Annotated in this window: 12 protein-coding genes and 1 riboswitch; of the genes, 1 reads left to right on the forward strand and 11 read right to left on the reverse strand. The window is 34.3% G+C overall.

The window, feature by feature from the left end:
• Window positions 1-74: 74 nt before the first annotated feature.
• From BED47_RS16060 to BED47_RS16100, 9 genes are all read right to left on the reverse strand, one after another.
• Window positions 75-1,022: an ABC transporter permease gene (locus BED47_RS16060; RefSeq protein WP_025568768.1), complete on the reverse strand. Its 948-nt coding sequence runs from the start codon at window positions 1,020-1,022 to the stop codon at window positions 75-77.
• Between the two features lie 3 nt (window positions 1,023-1,025).
• Window positions 1,026-2,093, reverse strand: coding sequence for an ABC transporter permease (locus BED47_RS16065; RefSeq protein ID WP_025568767.1), 1,068 nt, complete (start codon window positions 2,091-2,093; stop codon window positions 1,026-1,028).
• Window positions 2,090-3,613 carry an ABC transporter ATP-binding protein gene (locus BED47_RS16070; protein WP_069034497.1) on the reverse strand — a complete coding sequence of 508 codons (1,524 nt, stop codon included), beginning with the start codon at window positions 3,611-3,613 and terminating at the stop codon, window positions 2,090-2,092. The genes BED47_RS16065 and BED47_RS16070 overlap by 4 nt, the downstream gene beginning before the upstream one ends.
• Before the next feature lie 262 nt (window positions 3,614-3,875).
• A complete protein-coding gene (locus BED47_RS16075; RefSeq protein WP_217493006.1) occupies window positions 3,876-4,973 on the reverse strand; it encodes a BMP family lipoprotein in 1,098 nt (365 codons plus the stop codon).
• 169 nt (window positions 4,974-5,142) lie between these two features.
• A complete protein-coding gene (locus BED47_RS16080; RefSeq protein ID WP_025568763.1) occupies window positions 5,143-5,868 on the reverse strand; it encodes a GntR family transcriptional regulator in 726 nt (241 codons plus the stop codon).
• A gap of 244 nt (window positions 5,869-6,112) precedes the next feature.
• Window positions 6,113-6,214, reverse strand: a riboswitch (purine riboswitch).
• A 62-nt stretch (window positions 6,215-6,276) separates the two neighbouring features.
• The gene (locus BED47_RS16085; protein ID WP_069034498.1) at window positions 6,277-8,667 is read right to left on the reverse strand and encodes a DNA translocase FtsK; all 2,391 of its coding nucleotides are present in this window, start codon (window positions 8,665-8,667) and stop codon (window positions 6,277-6,279) included.
• A gap of 123 nt (window positions 8,668-8,790) precedes the next feature.
• Window positions 8,791-9,003, reverse strand: a complete 213-nt coding sequence (locus BED47_RS16090; protein ID WP_025568559.1) for a YlzJ-like family protein — start codon at window positions 9,001-9,003, stop codon at window positions 8,791-8,793.
• On the reverse strand, window positions 9,000-9,683 hold the full coding sequence (locus BED47_RS16095) for a ClpP family protease (RefSeq protein ID WP_254664609.1): 684 nt from the start codon (window positions 9,681-9,683) through the stop codon (window positions 9,000-9,002). The genes BED47_RS16090 and BED47_RS16095 overlap by 4 nt, the downstream gene beginning before the upstream one ends.
• 168 nt (window positions 9,684-9,851) lie before the next feature.
• On the reverse strand, window positions 9,852-11,522 hold the full coding sequence (locus tag BED47_RS16100; protein ID WP_069034499.1) for a ribonuclease J: 1,671 nt from the start codon (window positions 11,520-11,522) through the stop codon (window positions 9,852-9,854).
• A gap of 447 nt (window positions 11,523-11,969) precedes the next feature.
• Between BED47_RS16100 and BED47_RS16105 the strand changes: the two genes are divergently transcribed.
• The gene (locus BED47_RS16105) at window positions 11,970-13,502 is read left to right on the forward strand and encodes a multicopper oxidase family protein (RefSeq protein WP_069034544.1); all 1,533 of its coding nucleotides are present in this window, start codon (window positions 11,970-11,972) and stop codon (window positions 13,500-13,502) included.
• 93 nt (window positions 13,503-13,595) lie between these two features.
• Here the strand turns inward: BED47_RS16105 and dapA are convergent, their stop codons facing one another.
• Together dapA and dapG are read right to left on the reverse strand one after the other, a co-directional pair.
• A complete protein-coding gene (gene dapA, locus BED47_RS16110) occupies window positions 13,596-14,489 on the reverse strand; it encodes a 4-hydroxy-tetrahydrodipicolinate synthase (protein ID WP_025568555.1) in 894 nt (297 codons plus the stop codon).
• Window positions 14,490-14,509: 20 nt separating this feature from the next.
• Window positions 14,510-15,739, reverse strand: coding sequence for an aspartate kinase (gene dapG / locus BED47_RS16115; protein ID WP_025568553.1), 1,230 nt, complete (start codon window positions 15,737-15,739; stop codon window positions 14,510-14,512).
• Between the last annotated feature and the right edge of the window lie 7 nt (window positions 15,740-15,746).

Consider the following 15,746-nt stretch of genomic DNA (forward strand, 5'->3'; position numbering starts at 1 on the left):
AATTAGTTGACACAATGTTGTTTCAGCAAATGAAAAAAGCTTCCTAATTAAATAGGAAGCTTCAAAACAATTATTTATCGTTTACCTTTTTCATATGCAACACCAACTGATTTTGGTGCTTGAGATGATTTAGAGAAAATTACTAATGCGATTAAAGTTACAACGTATGGGAATAACTTTAATGCTAATGGTGGGATATGAGCTAAGCTTGGAATTACTTGCGATACATTGGCAATTGTTGTTGCTACACCAAAGAATAATGTCGCTGCTAAAATTCCAAGTGGCTTCCATTGTCCAAAAATTAATGCAGCAATTGCTAAGAAACCAAGACCTGCTACACTACCTGTAAATTCGCCAGAGTAAGTTACTAAAATAATTGCTCCACCTAATCCAGAAAATGCACCAGAAATAATAACGCCAAGGTAACGAATACGGTATACATTAATACCTGCTGCATCAGCTGCTTGTGGGTATTCACCACATGCACGTAGACGTAAGCCTAAACGAGTTTTATAAAGTACAAATGTACTAATGATTAGAATGCCGATGACTAACCATGTTGTAGAATACGTGTTTTTAAAGAATAAATCTCCAAGAATTGGAATGTTCTTTAACACTGGGATATCCGTACGAGTAATACCGTTAATACTGATGTTTCCTGATCCAGTAATATTTCTTGCTAAGAAGATTGTTAAAGCACCTGCAATCATATTAATTGCGATACCACTAATTACTTGATCTGCGTGTAAATTTATACTTGCAAACGCATGTAGTAAAGAAAATAAAGCACCTGTTAGAACTGCAACAAGAATTCCTACCCAGATTACCCAAACTTCACCTTGATGAGTTTCTTGAAGTTTTGAAATTGTTAAGGCACTAGCGAAACCACCAACAACCATTAAACCTTCTAAACCAATATTTACGACACCGCTTCGCTCAGAAAATAAACCACCTAATGCTACGATTAATAATGGAATCGTATAGGCAATTGCATATGGGAAAATTTGTATAATTAAATCCATGCCTTATTTCACCTTCTCTCCTACATTGCTGTTTTTGTATTTGCGTGATTTCGATACTCGATCTATAACTTTTTTAATTAAAATACTAGTTGCAGAGAAATAAATAATAATTGCAATGATAACATCAGCAATATCTGGTGGAATTGAAGTCATTGCACTCATAAAACCTTTACCAGAATATAATAGTCCAAAGAAAATAGCTGAGAAAAATACGCCAATTGGTGTATTCATGCCTAAAAGTGCCACGGCAATTCCGTCGAATCCTTCGGTAGGTAAAACACCTATTTGAATTAGTGATGCATTACCAGCGAATTGAACAACACCTGCTAACCCTGCTAGTCCACCTGAAATCATCATTGATAAAATAACATTTCTATTTACTGAAATACCAGCGTATTCAGCAGCACTTCGGTTGTAACCTACAGCTTTTAATTCATACCCTAATACTGTACGATTAATAATAAATGAAACAACGATTACCATAATTACGGCGATAAATAAACCGAAGTTAATATATGATCCACCAAATAAATTTGATAAAAATGGCATTTTTAATGTTGCTGCATCTGCAAGCATTTTTGACTCTGTTTCAGTACTACCTTTAAAATATTGTGGTACTAAATAATAAACAGTCCAATAGGCAATCCAGTTCATCATAATCGTAGAAACTACTTCGTGAACATTAAACCTAGCTTTTAGTAGTCCTGGAATAAATGCCCAAGCTGCACCTGCAATAAAGGCTACAATTACCATAATTGGTACTAAGATAAGAGTAGGTAAATCGAAAGTTAAACCAATTGCAGAAGCACAAAATCCTGCGAAAAGCATTTGGCCAGCTGCACCAATATTAAATAAACCTGTTCTGAATGCAAATGCAACAGAAAGTCCTGTTAAAATTAACGGAGTAGCAGTAGCAAATGTATTACCAATACGCTCCGGATCTTTTAATCCACCTTGGAATAAATAAGTAAACCCTTCTACTGGATCATTACCTGTTACTAAAATTAATAATGCTCCAGCTAGTAAACCTAATACTACGGCAATTAAAGAAATGATTCCTCCCTTTTTCATGCCCCTTCACCTCTCCTTATACCAGCCATCATTAATCCTAATTCATCTTCATTTGTGTCTTTGGCATTAACGATATCAACGATTTCTCCAGCATTTACGATTGCAATGCGGTCAGATAAATTAAGAACCTCATCTAGCTCTAACGAGATCAGTAGAACAGCTTTTCCGCTATCTCTTTGCTCTATTAATCTCTTATGAATATACTCTATCGAACCAACGTCTAATCCACGCGTTGGCTGACATGCAATTAATAACTCTGGCTTAAGTTCGATTTCACGACCAATGATTGCTTTTTGTTGGTTTCCTCCAGACATTGATTCAACCACTGTTTTAGCACCTTCACCAGATCGTACATCGAATTCTTCAATAATTTTCTTTGCATGTTTGGCAATCGCAGCTTTATCTAATACACCATATTTAGAGAATGGCTCTTGATTATAAATCTCTAAAACAACGTTTTCTTCAATTGTATATTCAAGAACAAGTCCTCTTTTTTGACGATCCTCTGGAATATGAGCAATACCGTTTCTAATTCGCTCGCGTATACTGTGTTTTGTAATATCTTGATTTTTTAATAAAATAGAACCCTCTTCAATCGCTCTTAACCCTGTAATTGCTTCAACAAGTTCAGATTGTCCATTTCCTTCAACTCCGGCAATCCCAACGATTTCACCTGCTCGAACTTGAAGTGTAGCATTTTTTAAACCTAAAACTTTTTTATTATTTTTGACACTTAAATTATTTACATCTAGTACAACTTCACCAGGATTTGATTCTACCTTATCTACCTTGAAAGACACCTGACGTCCGACCATCATAGATGCCATTTCAGATTCAGAAGTTTGTTTTACATCAACTGTACCAATGTACTTACCGTGACGAATTACTGTACATTGATCGGCAACAGCTTTAATTTCTTTTAATTTATGAGTAATGATAATGATTGACTTGCCTTCATTGATCAAGTTTTTAATAATCTTCATTAAATCTTGTATTTCTTGTGGAGTAAGTACTGCTGTTGGCTCATCTAGGATTAATACTTCAGCATTACGGTATAAAGTTTTTAAAATTTCGACTCTTTGTTGCATCCCTACTGTAATATCTTCAATCTTTGCATATGGATCTACATTTAAACCGTAAGTTTTCGAAAGCTCTTCAATACGTTTTGCTGCAGTCTTAATATCTACGACTAGCCCCTTTTTAGGTTCAAGACCTAGAATAATATTTTCTGTTACTGTAAAATTTGAAACTAGTTTAAAATGTTGGTGAACCATTCCGATTCCTAGTTCATTTGCAACATTTGGATTTGAAATTTTAACTTCTTTACCTTTTATTTTTATAATCCCTTTTTCAGGTGTGTACATTCCAAAAAGGACGGACATTAAAGTTGATTTCCCTGCCCCGTTTTCACCTAATAAAGCATGAACTTCCCCTTTTTTTAATCGTAGTGTAATATTATCATTCGCTATAATGCCAGGAAACTCTTTTGTTATATTTAGCATCTCCACTACATATTCCATAATTTTCCTCCTTGATATTACGAAGTCATTTTTTATTTTAAAGTTTTACTTGATTTCGAAATATTTTTCTATATTTTTTATTTAAGGAGGGCTTAACTCTCTCTCCCGATAGTCATGCCCTAATCAATTGGAAGCTTTACCAATATAAGTGCTTACAATTGATTAAAGCATGAAACTAAAAAATCATTTTTAGGGTAGAAGAAGCATATAAAAGGGACTCCTTTCCTATGCTTCTTCTATCATTTATTAATTAGAAATTTAATTACTTAATTAAACTTCCTCTTTCACTTGCTACTACAATTTCACCAGACTTAATTTTGTTAAATACATCATTAACTTTTGTTATAGTATCAGAACTTAAGTTTGGATTTTCTTTTGGTAAACCAATTCCATCATTTTTTGCATCGTAAGTTAAAGTTTGTCCACCAGGGAATTTTTTATCTTTTTCAGCTTTAACCATATCAGAAGCTGCTTTTGCAACACCTTTCATAGCTGAAGTTAAAATGATTGATTTGTTATCTTTATAAACACCATCAGCGTACTGATCTACGTCAACACCAACAACCCAAACTTCTTTACCACTAGCTACTCTGTTTTTAGCTTCAGTAATAGCACCTTGTCCTACTCCACCTGCTGCAGTGAAAATCGCTTTAACTCCGCGGTCATACATTTGAGCTGCAATTTGTTGACCTGCTGCTTTGTCTGTAAAGCTTCCAGAATAAACTACGTTATTAGCTTTTAAAGAAATGCTTGTTCCAAGTTTTTCGTTTGCATATTTAATACCTTGTTGGAATCCCCAGTTATATTTTTGAACTGCTGGAATTTCCATACCACCGATAAATCCAACATCACCAGTTTTTAATTGAACTGCTGTTGCAATACCAGCTAAGTAACCAGCTTCATGTTCTGCGAAGAAAATTGAAACTGTGTTATCTTTTACATTTGGAGTAAAATCTTTAGCTGTGTGTGGAGTACCATCGATAATTACAAATTTGTCATCTTTATATTTATCTTGCGCTTTATTAATTGCTGTTTCAAATTTATAACCAGGAGTTATAATAAATTGAAACCCTGCATCATTTAAGTTACCGATTTCTTTTAAGTAATCTGCTTCAGTTTCACCTGCAGGTTTTAAGTATTTTGTATCTTGCTTAAGATTGAAACCTAAATCTTTAGCTCCAGCTTGGATCCCTTCCCAAGTACCTTGGTTAAATGACTTATCATCAATCGTACCAGAGTCAGTTACCATTCCTACTTTAAATGCGCCTTTTGCGTCTTTTGTATCTCCACCTTTACCACAAGCACCTAAAATTGTACCTGCTGCTAAGGCCATTGAAAGAACAAGACCAGCTTTTTTCATCTTCATAAAAATTTTGCCCCCTTAAATTTTTATTTACTTTTGTACTAGCTTGGTTTATAATCGTTATCTTAACGATCCACCTCCCTAATAATTTAATGAACTTTCAGTAAACAATATTTGAAAACTTGCCAAAACTTATTTTTCGTAAATATTAATTTGGCTATACAATTTAATTTCTTTTTCTTAAAACATTAAAGCTGAACTGATCCGCTCTAAAGTAATTATAAGAATGTAAAACTGCACGGTTTAAATCGTCAAAGTGTAACTGTTCGATTAATAATAATGAAACATCTGGTTCACACTGTAATAAAGGAGAAACTTTATCGTGGTAACCTATCGGTTCAATTCTTGCACTTGAATATTCGATATTGCGACCAGTTTCTTTTTTAATGAATGTAAAAAACGAGTGATCTTCATATGATGGAACCTGTTTAAAATAATTAGTCGGTAATTTATCAATGCAATAAACGACAGGTTCACCATTTGCTGTTCGAATTCTTTCTACTACGTGCATTCGATCATCTTCAGTGATTGTGAAGCTTTTTAAATCTTCTTTCGTAGGAACTAATAGTTTAGAAGATAGAAAGATTGTACCAGGCTCTTTACCTGCATCAACAATCATTTCTGAGACACTACTTAATTGTTCAATGCCTGTCCTAAATATTGGTTTCGGTTTCACAAATGTACCGACTCCATGTCTTCTAACTAAGATATTTTCTTCTTCTAAAACTCTTAATGCTTCTCTTAATGTTGCTCTTGATACTCCAAATATTTTAGATAACTCATACTCTGATGGTAACTTATGATGTGGCAAGTAAATACCATTCTCAATATCTTGTTTTATTCGATCCATCACTTGGAGATAAAGTAATCTGGTGTCTGTTTTAATCTTCATTTCCCATCCCCCAAACTTCGGATTTCAGACATCAGTTGTTAGACATCTGTCGTATAATCCTTCTTTACTATACTGTTATTTTTTACTCATTTCAACACTTTTTTGTAAACGCTTTATTTTTTATTACGTTAATGGATCATTTGTTCATATTTAACAAAAAAAACTCTTATAATCTACCGTTCCACTTAGTGAAAAAGCTAGATTATAAGAGTTTTTGATTATCGTAAATATAAATCATTTCTCCATAATAATGCTTTTTCCCCATAGTATTGCAAATATTGGTTGCAATGTAGAAACTTCCGACCCATTATGTCGATATTATATGAGGACTATCAATTTATCTGAAGAAATAATATCATTCTATGTCTAAAAATGTCAATAATGTTTCGACAATTTTTTCTTTTTTGTTTATGACAAGGCTTGCTCATCTTCTACTGGCTTACTAATTAATACTTCCCTTGGTTTACTACCTTCATACGGACCAACTATACCATTATCTTCCATCGCATCAATTAATCTGGCAGCTCTTGTATAACCAATTCTAAATCTTCTTTGTAGTAGTGATACCGAGGCTGACTGCATATTTGATACTAACTCAACAGCTTCATTATAAAGGTCATCATTCACTTCAGATTTCCCATCTTTTTCCTCTTTTACCATCATTTCTTCTTGGTATTGAGCCTTTTGTTGAGAGATTGAAAACTCGACTACTCTTTCAACTTCATCATCAGATAAAAATGCCCCTTGTACTCGGATTGGTTTAGATGCACCGATTGGTTGATATAACATATCTCCTCTTCCTAATAGTTTTTCTGCTCCACCAGTATCAAGTATTGTACGAGAATCTGTTTGAGAAGATACACTAAAAGCAATTCGAGAAGGTATATTTGCTTTAATGACACCCGTGATAACGTCAACGGACGGTCGTTGTGTAGCAATAATTAAGTGGATACCAGCTGCACGAGCCATTTGAGCTAATCTAGTGATTGAATCTTCCACGTCACTCGAAGCTACCATCATTAAGTCAGCTAACTCATCAACTATTACGACGATAAAAGGTAATAAAGGTTGTTTCGAATCAGTCATCGTATTATTTTGTTTAGTTAATTCGTTATAACCTTCGATATTTCTAGTACCTGAATGAGAAAAAAGCTCGTATCTTCTTTCCATTTCACTAACAACTTTTCGTAACGCTTGTGAAGCCTTTTTAGGGTTTGTTACAACAGGAGTTAGCAAATGAGGAATACCATTATAAACATTTAATTCAACCATCTTCGGATCGATTAGCATTAGCTTTACTTCAGATGGTTTTGCATTCATTAGGATACTTACAATGATTCCATTTATACATACACTTTTTCCACTACCTGTCGCCCCAGCTACTAGTAAATGCGGCATTTTATTAAGCTCTGCAAATACAGCATCTCCGGCAATATCTTTTCCTAACGATACAGCTAATGGATTTTGTAATTTCGGATTTTTTGCTTCGAGAACTTCTCTAAGTAATACAGTCGTTATATTCGTATTAGGCACTTCAATTCCTACAGCAGATTTACCTGGAATCGGAGCTTCAATTCGAATGTCTTTTGCTGCAAGTGCAAGGGCTAAATCATCACTAAGATTTACAATACGACTAACTTTTACACCTGCTTCAGGGTATACTTCATATTTTGTTACCGCAGGTCCATGATGTACTTTTGTTACTGTAGCCTTTACACCAAAACTTTGAAATGTTCTTTCAAGCTTGTCCGCATTTTCCTTTAGTTTGGATTCATTTTCACGTTTTTTAGCACCCTTTGGGTAGGCCAATAAATCCATTGATGGCAATACGTAATCTACCTTATCATCAATACCTACTTCTGCAACTGGCAATTCAATTGATTGATCATCATCCTCTGCAAAATGAGCTTGGATTTGATTTGAATTATTTGCGATGATCAATTCTGGTCCCTTAGGTGGCTGATATGTAGGAGAATATTCGATTTGAATTTCTTTTTTCGGCTCGATGATCTCATCTTCATATGAATTTTTAACTTGGTAATTTAAATTATTACCCGTAGACACTTCTACTTCATTATCATTGTCTTCAAATGAATCTTTCCTTGCTTTTCTCTTTTGTTTAGCCTCAGCTCGTCTACTAGTAGTTTTTTGTTCACGACCACGCTTCCAGAAATTTGTAAAATCCTTCCAGCTATCTGAAATTAAATTTCTTACTTTTGGCATTATATATTGATATATATAACCACCAAGTGGCTTACCAGTTATAAATAAAACTCCCGCAACAATTGCAATGATTCCGAATAGAATCGCACCGGTTCGATCAAATAAGAAATATAAAACTGCAAAAAGTATTGCTCCAATCATACCTCCACCAAGATCAACCGTACTGATTTTGCCTTTGGCTTCAATTAAAAATAAATCTAGCGTACTTTTTATAACAGATTGATCATGAAATTGATTATTTTTTGCTAATAAATCAAATAGAGTAACATGACTAAACATCAATATACTAAAGAAGATTAACAATCCACCAATCGTAATACTCGAAACAAATGGAGGTCTTTTTCGATAAATTATGCTATATGCAGATAAACCGATGATAAAAAGAAAACTAAGCATGTACCATTCCCCAAAGAAGAATCTCAAGAATAATACAAACGCTTTACCTACAATACCAAGCTTTAATATTGTTACGATTGATAGTGCTAAAAATATTAATCCACTAATTTCATACCATATTGAACCATTACCACTTACTGATTTTCGAGCTTTTGACTTTTGCTGCTTCTGCTTTGCCATGTAATTCACCCCCATCAAAATTTGCAGATTCGCCAAAGAAAGCAGCCTTTTGGCTGCTTTCTTAAATTGAATTTATTATAACATATCAGAACATATGTTTACCATGTATTGTTAATAATTACCTCAAGTTGGAAGAACTAAAATTCTTTGACCAGGTGTATACTGCATAAAATGCTGCGGATCAGTACTGACAATTCGTTTAATTTCAAAAGCTGTACCTCCAACACTATCAACCAACATTGGAACACCATTGTATTCCAAAAACTGCTGTGATGTGTATTCTTGTTGATCAACAGGAAAAATCGATTCAATTGGCATGATTGTATAAAGAATCAAAATTCATTCTCCTCTTTATTAGACTTTTCTTTTCGTTCATCAATTAATTCCTGCAACTTACTCAGTGCTTGCCCGATCCCACCTACATCATCAATTAGTCCATATTTTACTGCATCTCCACCGACTACATTCGAGCCGATATCTCTTGTTAAATTACCTTTTGTAAACATTAATTCCTTGAAACGTTCTTCTGTAATATTTGAATGCTTTGTAACAAAACGTGTTACCCTTTCTTGCATTTTATCAAGGTATTCAAATGTTTGAGGTACACCAATTACTAAGCCAGTTAGACGAATTGGATGAATCGTCATTGTTGCCGTTTCAGCAATATATGAGAAGTCAGTACTTACTGCAATTGGTACCCCGATACTATGACCACCGCCTAAAACGATTGATACAGTAGGTTTCGTTAATGTCGCAATCATTTCTGATATCGCAAGGCCTGCTTCCACATCTCCACCAACAGTATTTAGAACAATCAATAATCCTTCAATTTTAGGATTTTGTTCAATTGCCACTAATTGCGGGATTAAATGTTCATATTTAGTTGTCTTGTTTTGAGGTGGTAATGCCACATGCCCTTCAATTTGTCCAATTATCGTTAGACAATGGATTTTTGAATCATTGCTTGCTGGAACATTTGTTTGTCCTAATTGCTGAATTTTTTCAACAATGCTCATATCCTTTTGATCATTTGGCTTTGGAGGTGCATCTTCGTTTGGAATAGGTGTTTCATTATTTGAATTTGTCAAAACGGTTCCCCCTATCATTTTTCATACAAGTTAGTATGTGAAAATAATAAGGAAATCATACCCATCTTGGATTAAGAAATACATTGCTATTTAAAATTATACTTCCATTAATATTGGAAGAATCATTGGTCTTCTTTTTGTTTCTTCATATAAGTAAGCGCTTAATCCATCTCTTATTGAATTTTTTAATAATGTCCATTCAATTTGATCGTTCTGTAACATTTTTTCTGTAATGTCTTTTACAATTTCAGTTGATCTAGTTATTAATTTTTCGGACTCACGAACATATACAAAACCACGAGTTATAATTTCTGGACCAGATATGATTGCTTTCTTTTGCTTGTTAAACGTTACCACAACGATAAGTATTCCATCTTGTGAAAGTAGCTTACGATCACGTAATACGATATTTCCAACATCACCGACACCAATTCCGTCAATTAAAACATTGACAACTTCGATTTTTTCAGTACGAGAAGCTTGACCATTTTTAAACGAAACGATGTCCCCTTTTTCAATAATAAAAATATCTTCTTTTGCCATCCCTACTTCTTCTGCAATATGTGAATGTGCTTTTTGCATTCGATATTCGCCATGAACTGGTATGAAATATTTTGGCTTCATTAATTCAAGCATTAATTTTAATTCTTCTTCATAGCCATGGCCAGATACGTGTACCTTCTTATAACCATAAATAACATTTGCGCCGGCTCTAAATAATAGATTAACAGAAGATGAAACTAACATTTCATTTCCTGGAATAGGTGTTGCCGCCATTAGTACAGTATCACCTTTTCGGATTGAAACTTGTTTATGCGTACCTTTAGCAATTTTTGAAAGAGCTGCCATCGGTTCTCCTTGAGTACCTGTTGTAAGGATGACAATATCTCTTTCTTTATAATTATCTGTATCCACAACTGAAATCATTAAATCATCAGGAATCGATAAATAATCTAATTCCTTCGCTATTTCAATCGATTTCATCATACTACTTCCGACAACTGCAAGTTTTCGATCAGAAGCTACACTTGCATCAATAACCTGTTGGATTCGATATATATTTGAAGAAAAGCAAGCTACTAAAACTCTTCCTTTTGCTTTCATTATTTCTTTTTTAATTTCTTCCGATACTTTCTTCTCAGAACCCGAAAACCCTTGTCTTTCTGCGTTCGTGCTATCAGATAGCAAACATAAGACACCTTTATCTCCTATTAATGCTAGTTTACCTAAATCAGCACCTGGATAGGGACTTTTCGATTGATCAAATTTGAAGTCTCCAGTAAAAACGACAGCACCTTGTGGTGTATTTATACAAAATCCAAACGAATCAGGAATACTGTGAGTAGTCCTAAAAAAACTAATTGAACTATTTTCAAAAGTTAATAAAGTAGTTTCGTCATATAGTTCAAATTGCTCAAGGTTTTTAATACCCTTTTCACTTAATTTTTCTCTTATAAATAAATAAGCTAATTTATTCGTGTAAAACTTTACTTGTGGAAGTTTATTCATAATATATGGAATTGCACCAATATGATCTTCATGTCCATGTGTTATAAAAACACCTACTACTTTATGTGCGTTTTTCTCTAAATAACTTACATCAGGTATGACATGATCTATTCCGTACATTTCTTGGTCAGGAAATTTCAAACCTGCATCTAACACGTATATCAAATCGCCTACTTCGACTATATACATGTTTTTTCCGATTTCTCCGACCCCACCAAGGGCAAAAACTTTTACTTGTTCCTTCATTTCCTTCACCACAACCTTTTCCTCCTAGTTAATTCTTTAAATTTACAGACCGTTCAAAATCTTACAAACATTATATCCTAGTCCGAACAGGTAAAACAAGATACATTCTTCCTTAAATAGGAAAATCGGATTACTTTGGGTAGTATTTTTAATCATTTTTTAACGGCCAGGTTTCTATAGCTAACATTAAAAAGAAAAATTGTGTTGTTTCCACTTCATCTTTCCTTCTTAACGATTGGAGTTAAGATTACTTGAATTAAACGAGAATAATATGGGCTACCTTTGACAGTTTTTTGCAAAATTAATCATGTTATCAGACTTCTTATCTCCTCTTATTTCTCTTAACTGTCTATATTGAATTTCTTTCTATTGAATAGTCAATTATTACTTATTGCTGGAATATGAATATGTTAGAAAAGGAGGTTCGATATGAATTTTAATCACAAAGAGCCCCCCAAAATGAATCTTTCTAAATTTGTTGATGAACTACCCATTCCACCAATATTAAAACCTCGCTGGAAAGATCATTTTTATACTTATTATGAAGTAACGATGACGGAGTTTAAACAATCGCTCCATAGCGAGTTAAATGACTCAACTGTTTGGGGGTATGAGGGAAGCTATCCTGGACCTACAATTAAAGTAGAGAAAGGGGAAATCGTGTTTATTAAATGGATCAATGATTTACCAGACAAACACCTGTTTCCGATCGATTATACAGTTCATGGTGCTCATAAAGATGTCCCTCAAGTAAGGACAGTTGTACATGTACATGGTGCTTGTGTCGAATCTGAAAGCGATGGCTATCCTGAAGCTTGGTTCACAAAAGATTATAAACAAGTTGGGCGTTATTTTAGAAAGCAAGTATATCGATATGATAATTGCGATTGTGCATCTACACTTTGGTACCATGATCACGCACTTGGTATTACAAGGCTTAATATATATGCTGGTTTAGCAGGATTCTATCTAGTTAGTGATCAGAAGGAAGGTTCATTAAATTTACCGAATGGGAATTATGATGTCCCACTATTGATACAAGATAAAAGTTTTAATCACGATGGTTCACTTTATTATCCAGAACAACCAGATCAACCAATTAAAGAACTACAAACGTCTAATATCCCTGAATTTATTGGTGATACAGTCATCGTCAATGGTAAAGTTCATCCTTATTTAAAAGTTGAACCAAGAAAATATCGATTTAGATTATTAAACGGTTCTAACTCACGCTTTTTTCGATTTAAGCTTAATACAGGTCAACTTATGTATCAAATCGCAACTGAGGGTGGATTCATGCAGCATCCGATTGGGATAAATGAGCTCATGTTATCACCTGCAGAACGAGCAGAAGTAATCATCGATTTTACCAATCTTGAAGGTAAGAAGATTATTATGCAGAATGATGCTCCTACCCCATTTCCATCGGGAAGACCTGTTGATGAAAATACAGGAACTGTGATGCAATTTCTAGTTACATTGCCATTGTCAAACCTAGACACGAGCATGATACCAGCTAGTATGGTGACTATTCCAAAAATAAATGAACAATCTGCTTCAATGAAGCGATACTTAACATTAGATCACAGGATGGATCAGTATGGACGAGAAATTATGTTATTGGATAATAAACATTGGGATGCCCCCATTACAGAAAATCCAAAATTGGGAACAACTGAAATATGGTATTTAATTAACTTAACGCCAGATGCTCATCCTATACATCTCCACTTAATTAATTTCCAAATCTTAGATCGTAGAAACTTTGATGTAGAAAAGTATAAAAAGGAAAAGATCATTCATTATACAGATCCACCGTCTCCACCAAACCCACAAGAATGTGGTTGGAAGGACACTGTTCAAGCTAATCCAAATCAAGTAACAAGAATAATCATGAGGTTTGGGCCATTCACGGGCTTATATGTTTGGCACTGTCATATGTTGGAACACGAGGACTATGAAATGATGAGACCATTTATTGTGATTCAATAGGAGAATTCTGTTTTTTGTGGATGAGTCCATACATTAATAAAAACCACTTACGCAAATCCAAATTAATCGGATTATTTGTAAGTGGTTTTGTTATTAATTACTTTGTAATGCTTCGTCTAATTTATTTATTAATATACCGATCGTTGTGCGTTCAGCTTCTGAAAGTGGTACAAGCGGTAAACGAACTCCACCAACATCTAACCCTTTCATTTGTAAAGCTGTTTTGATTGGACCTGGACTTGGTGCCATGAAGAATCCTTCAAATAATGGTAATAGTTTACGGTGTAAGAATTGTGCTTTAGCCATATCTCCTGTGAAGAAGCTTTCAGCTAATTGCTGCATTTCATTTCCTAATACGTGTGCTGCAACAGAAACCGTTCCTTTTGAACCAATAGCAAATGCAGGAAGTGTTAGGCCGTCGTCACCACAGTATAATTCAAAATCTTCAGGAGTACGGTCAATAATTTCTGTCATTATGCTTAAGTTACCAGTCGCATCTTTAATTGCAACTATATTCGGAATTTCTGCTAATCTTACAACTGTATCTACAGAAAGGCTAGCAACTGTTCTACCTGGTACATTATATAACATTACAGGCAGTTCAGTACTTTCAGCTGCCGCTTTAAAGTGTTGATAAAGTCCTTCTTGGTTTGGTTTATTATAATAAGGTACAACTACCATTATTGCATCTACACCTAAAGCAGAAACCTTTTTCGTTAATTCAACTGTTTCACGAGTATTATTACTTCCTGTACCTGCGATTACAGGTACTCTTCCAGCTGCAGTTGAAACAACATGGCTAATCAATGCTAATTTTTCTTCAGAAGTTAACGTTGGAGATTCTCCAGTTGTTCCGCAAACTACGATTGAATCCGTACCATTCTCAATTAAGTAGTTCACAAGTTTTGTTGTTTTTGCGAAATCAATATTTCCTTTTGAATCAAAAGGAGTTACCATCGCTGTTGAAATTTTACCAAATCTACTCATTGTTCCACTCCGATCAAAATTTAATCCATTTTAACTGAACTAAGTTCAAATGCATCATGAAGTGCAGTAACTGCTTCGACCATATCTTCATTTTTGACAAGCACCCAAATAGTTGTATGACTGTCAGCTGATTGTAAAATTTGAATTCCTTTTTCAGCTAATGCAGTTACAATTTTTGAAGTTACGCCAGGTACTCCTGCAATTGCCGCTCCAACTATTGATACTTTTGCACATCCTGTAGTGTATGAAGGCTCATAGCCGATTCCTTTTAATACATCTATCGCTTTTGAAGCAACTTCATCACTTACAGTGTATACTACACCATTAGGAGAGATATTAATAAAGTCTACACTTATTCCTTTATTTGCCATTGCTTTAAATACTTGAGAATGTAAATCAAAAGTATGTTCCTTTGAAGTTACTCTAATTTGCGTAACATTCGGTACATGTGCAATTCCTGTAATTAAACGATCTTGAATATTATCACCAATAATTCGTTGTGTAGGATTCGATGTTACTAGTGTACCTAAACTATTTGAATAGGTTGAACGAATTCGAATAGGTACCTTTCCTTGCATCGCGATTTCTACAGCTCTAGGATGAATTACTTTCGCACCTTGATACGCCATATTACAAATTTCTGCATACGTAACAACTGATAAAGGCCTTGCTTCTTTTACAATCCTTGGATCTGCTGTCATTACGCCTTCAACGTCAGTAAAGATTTCGATTGTTTCTGCGCCAACAGCAACCCCAAGTGCAGAAGCAGAAGTATCACTTCCACCTCTACCTAATGTTGTGATATCACCATTAGATGTTGATCCTTGGAATCCTGCTACTACTACAACATCATAGTTTTCTAGCTCTTTAATTAGACGGCCGCATTTCATATCAAGAATTTTTGCATTTCCAAATTCATCATTTGTTCGGAAACCTGCAGATGCACCTGTCATTGCCATGGCATGAATACCGTTTTCATTCAATAAATTTGAAAAAATAATTGATGAAATTGTTTCACCACATGACATTAATAAATCAAGTTCTCTTTGTGTAACCTTACTTTTTTTTGCGCCAACTAAATTTAATAGTGTATCAGTTGCATATGGTTCACCTTTTCGTCCCATAGCAGAAACAACAACTACTAATTTATATCCTTTTTCTAATGCTTCTTTTATATGCTTAAGTGCGTGCTTTCTACCATTTTCGTCACGTACTGAAGTCCCTCCAAATTTTTGGACTAATATTTTCATTTTTGCA

The sequence above is a fragment of the Gottfriedia luciferensis genome (assembly GCF_001712755.1).
Lineage (GTDB): Bacteria > Bacillota > Bacilli > Bacillales > Bacillaceae_G > Gottfriedia > Gottfriedia luciferensis_B.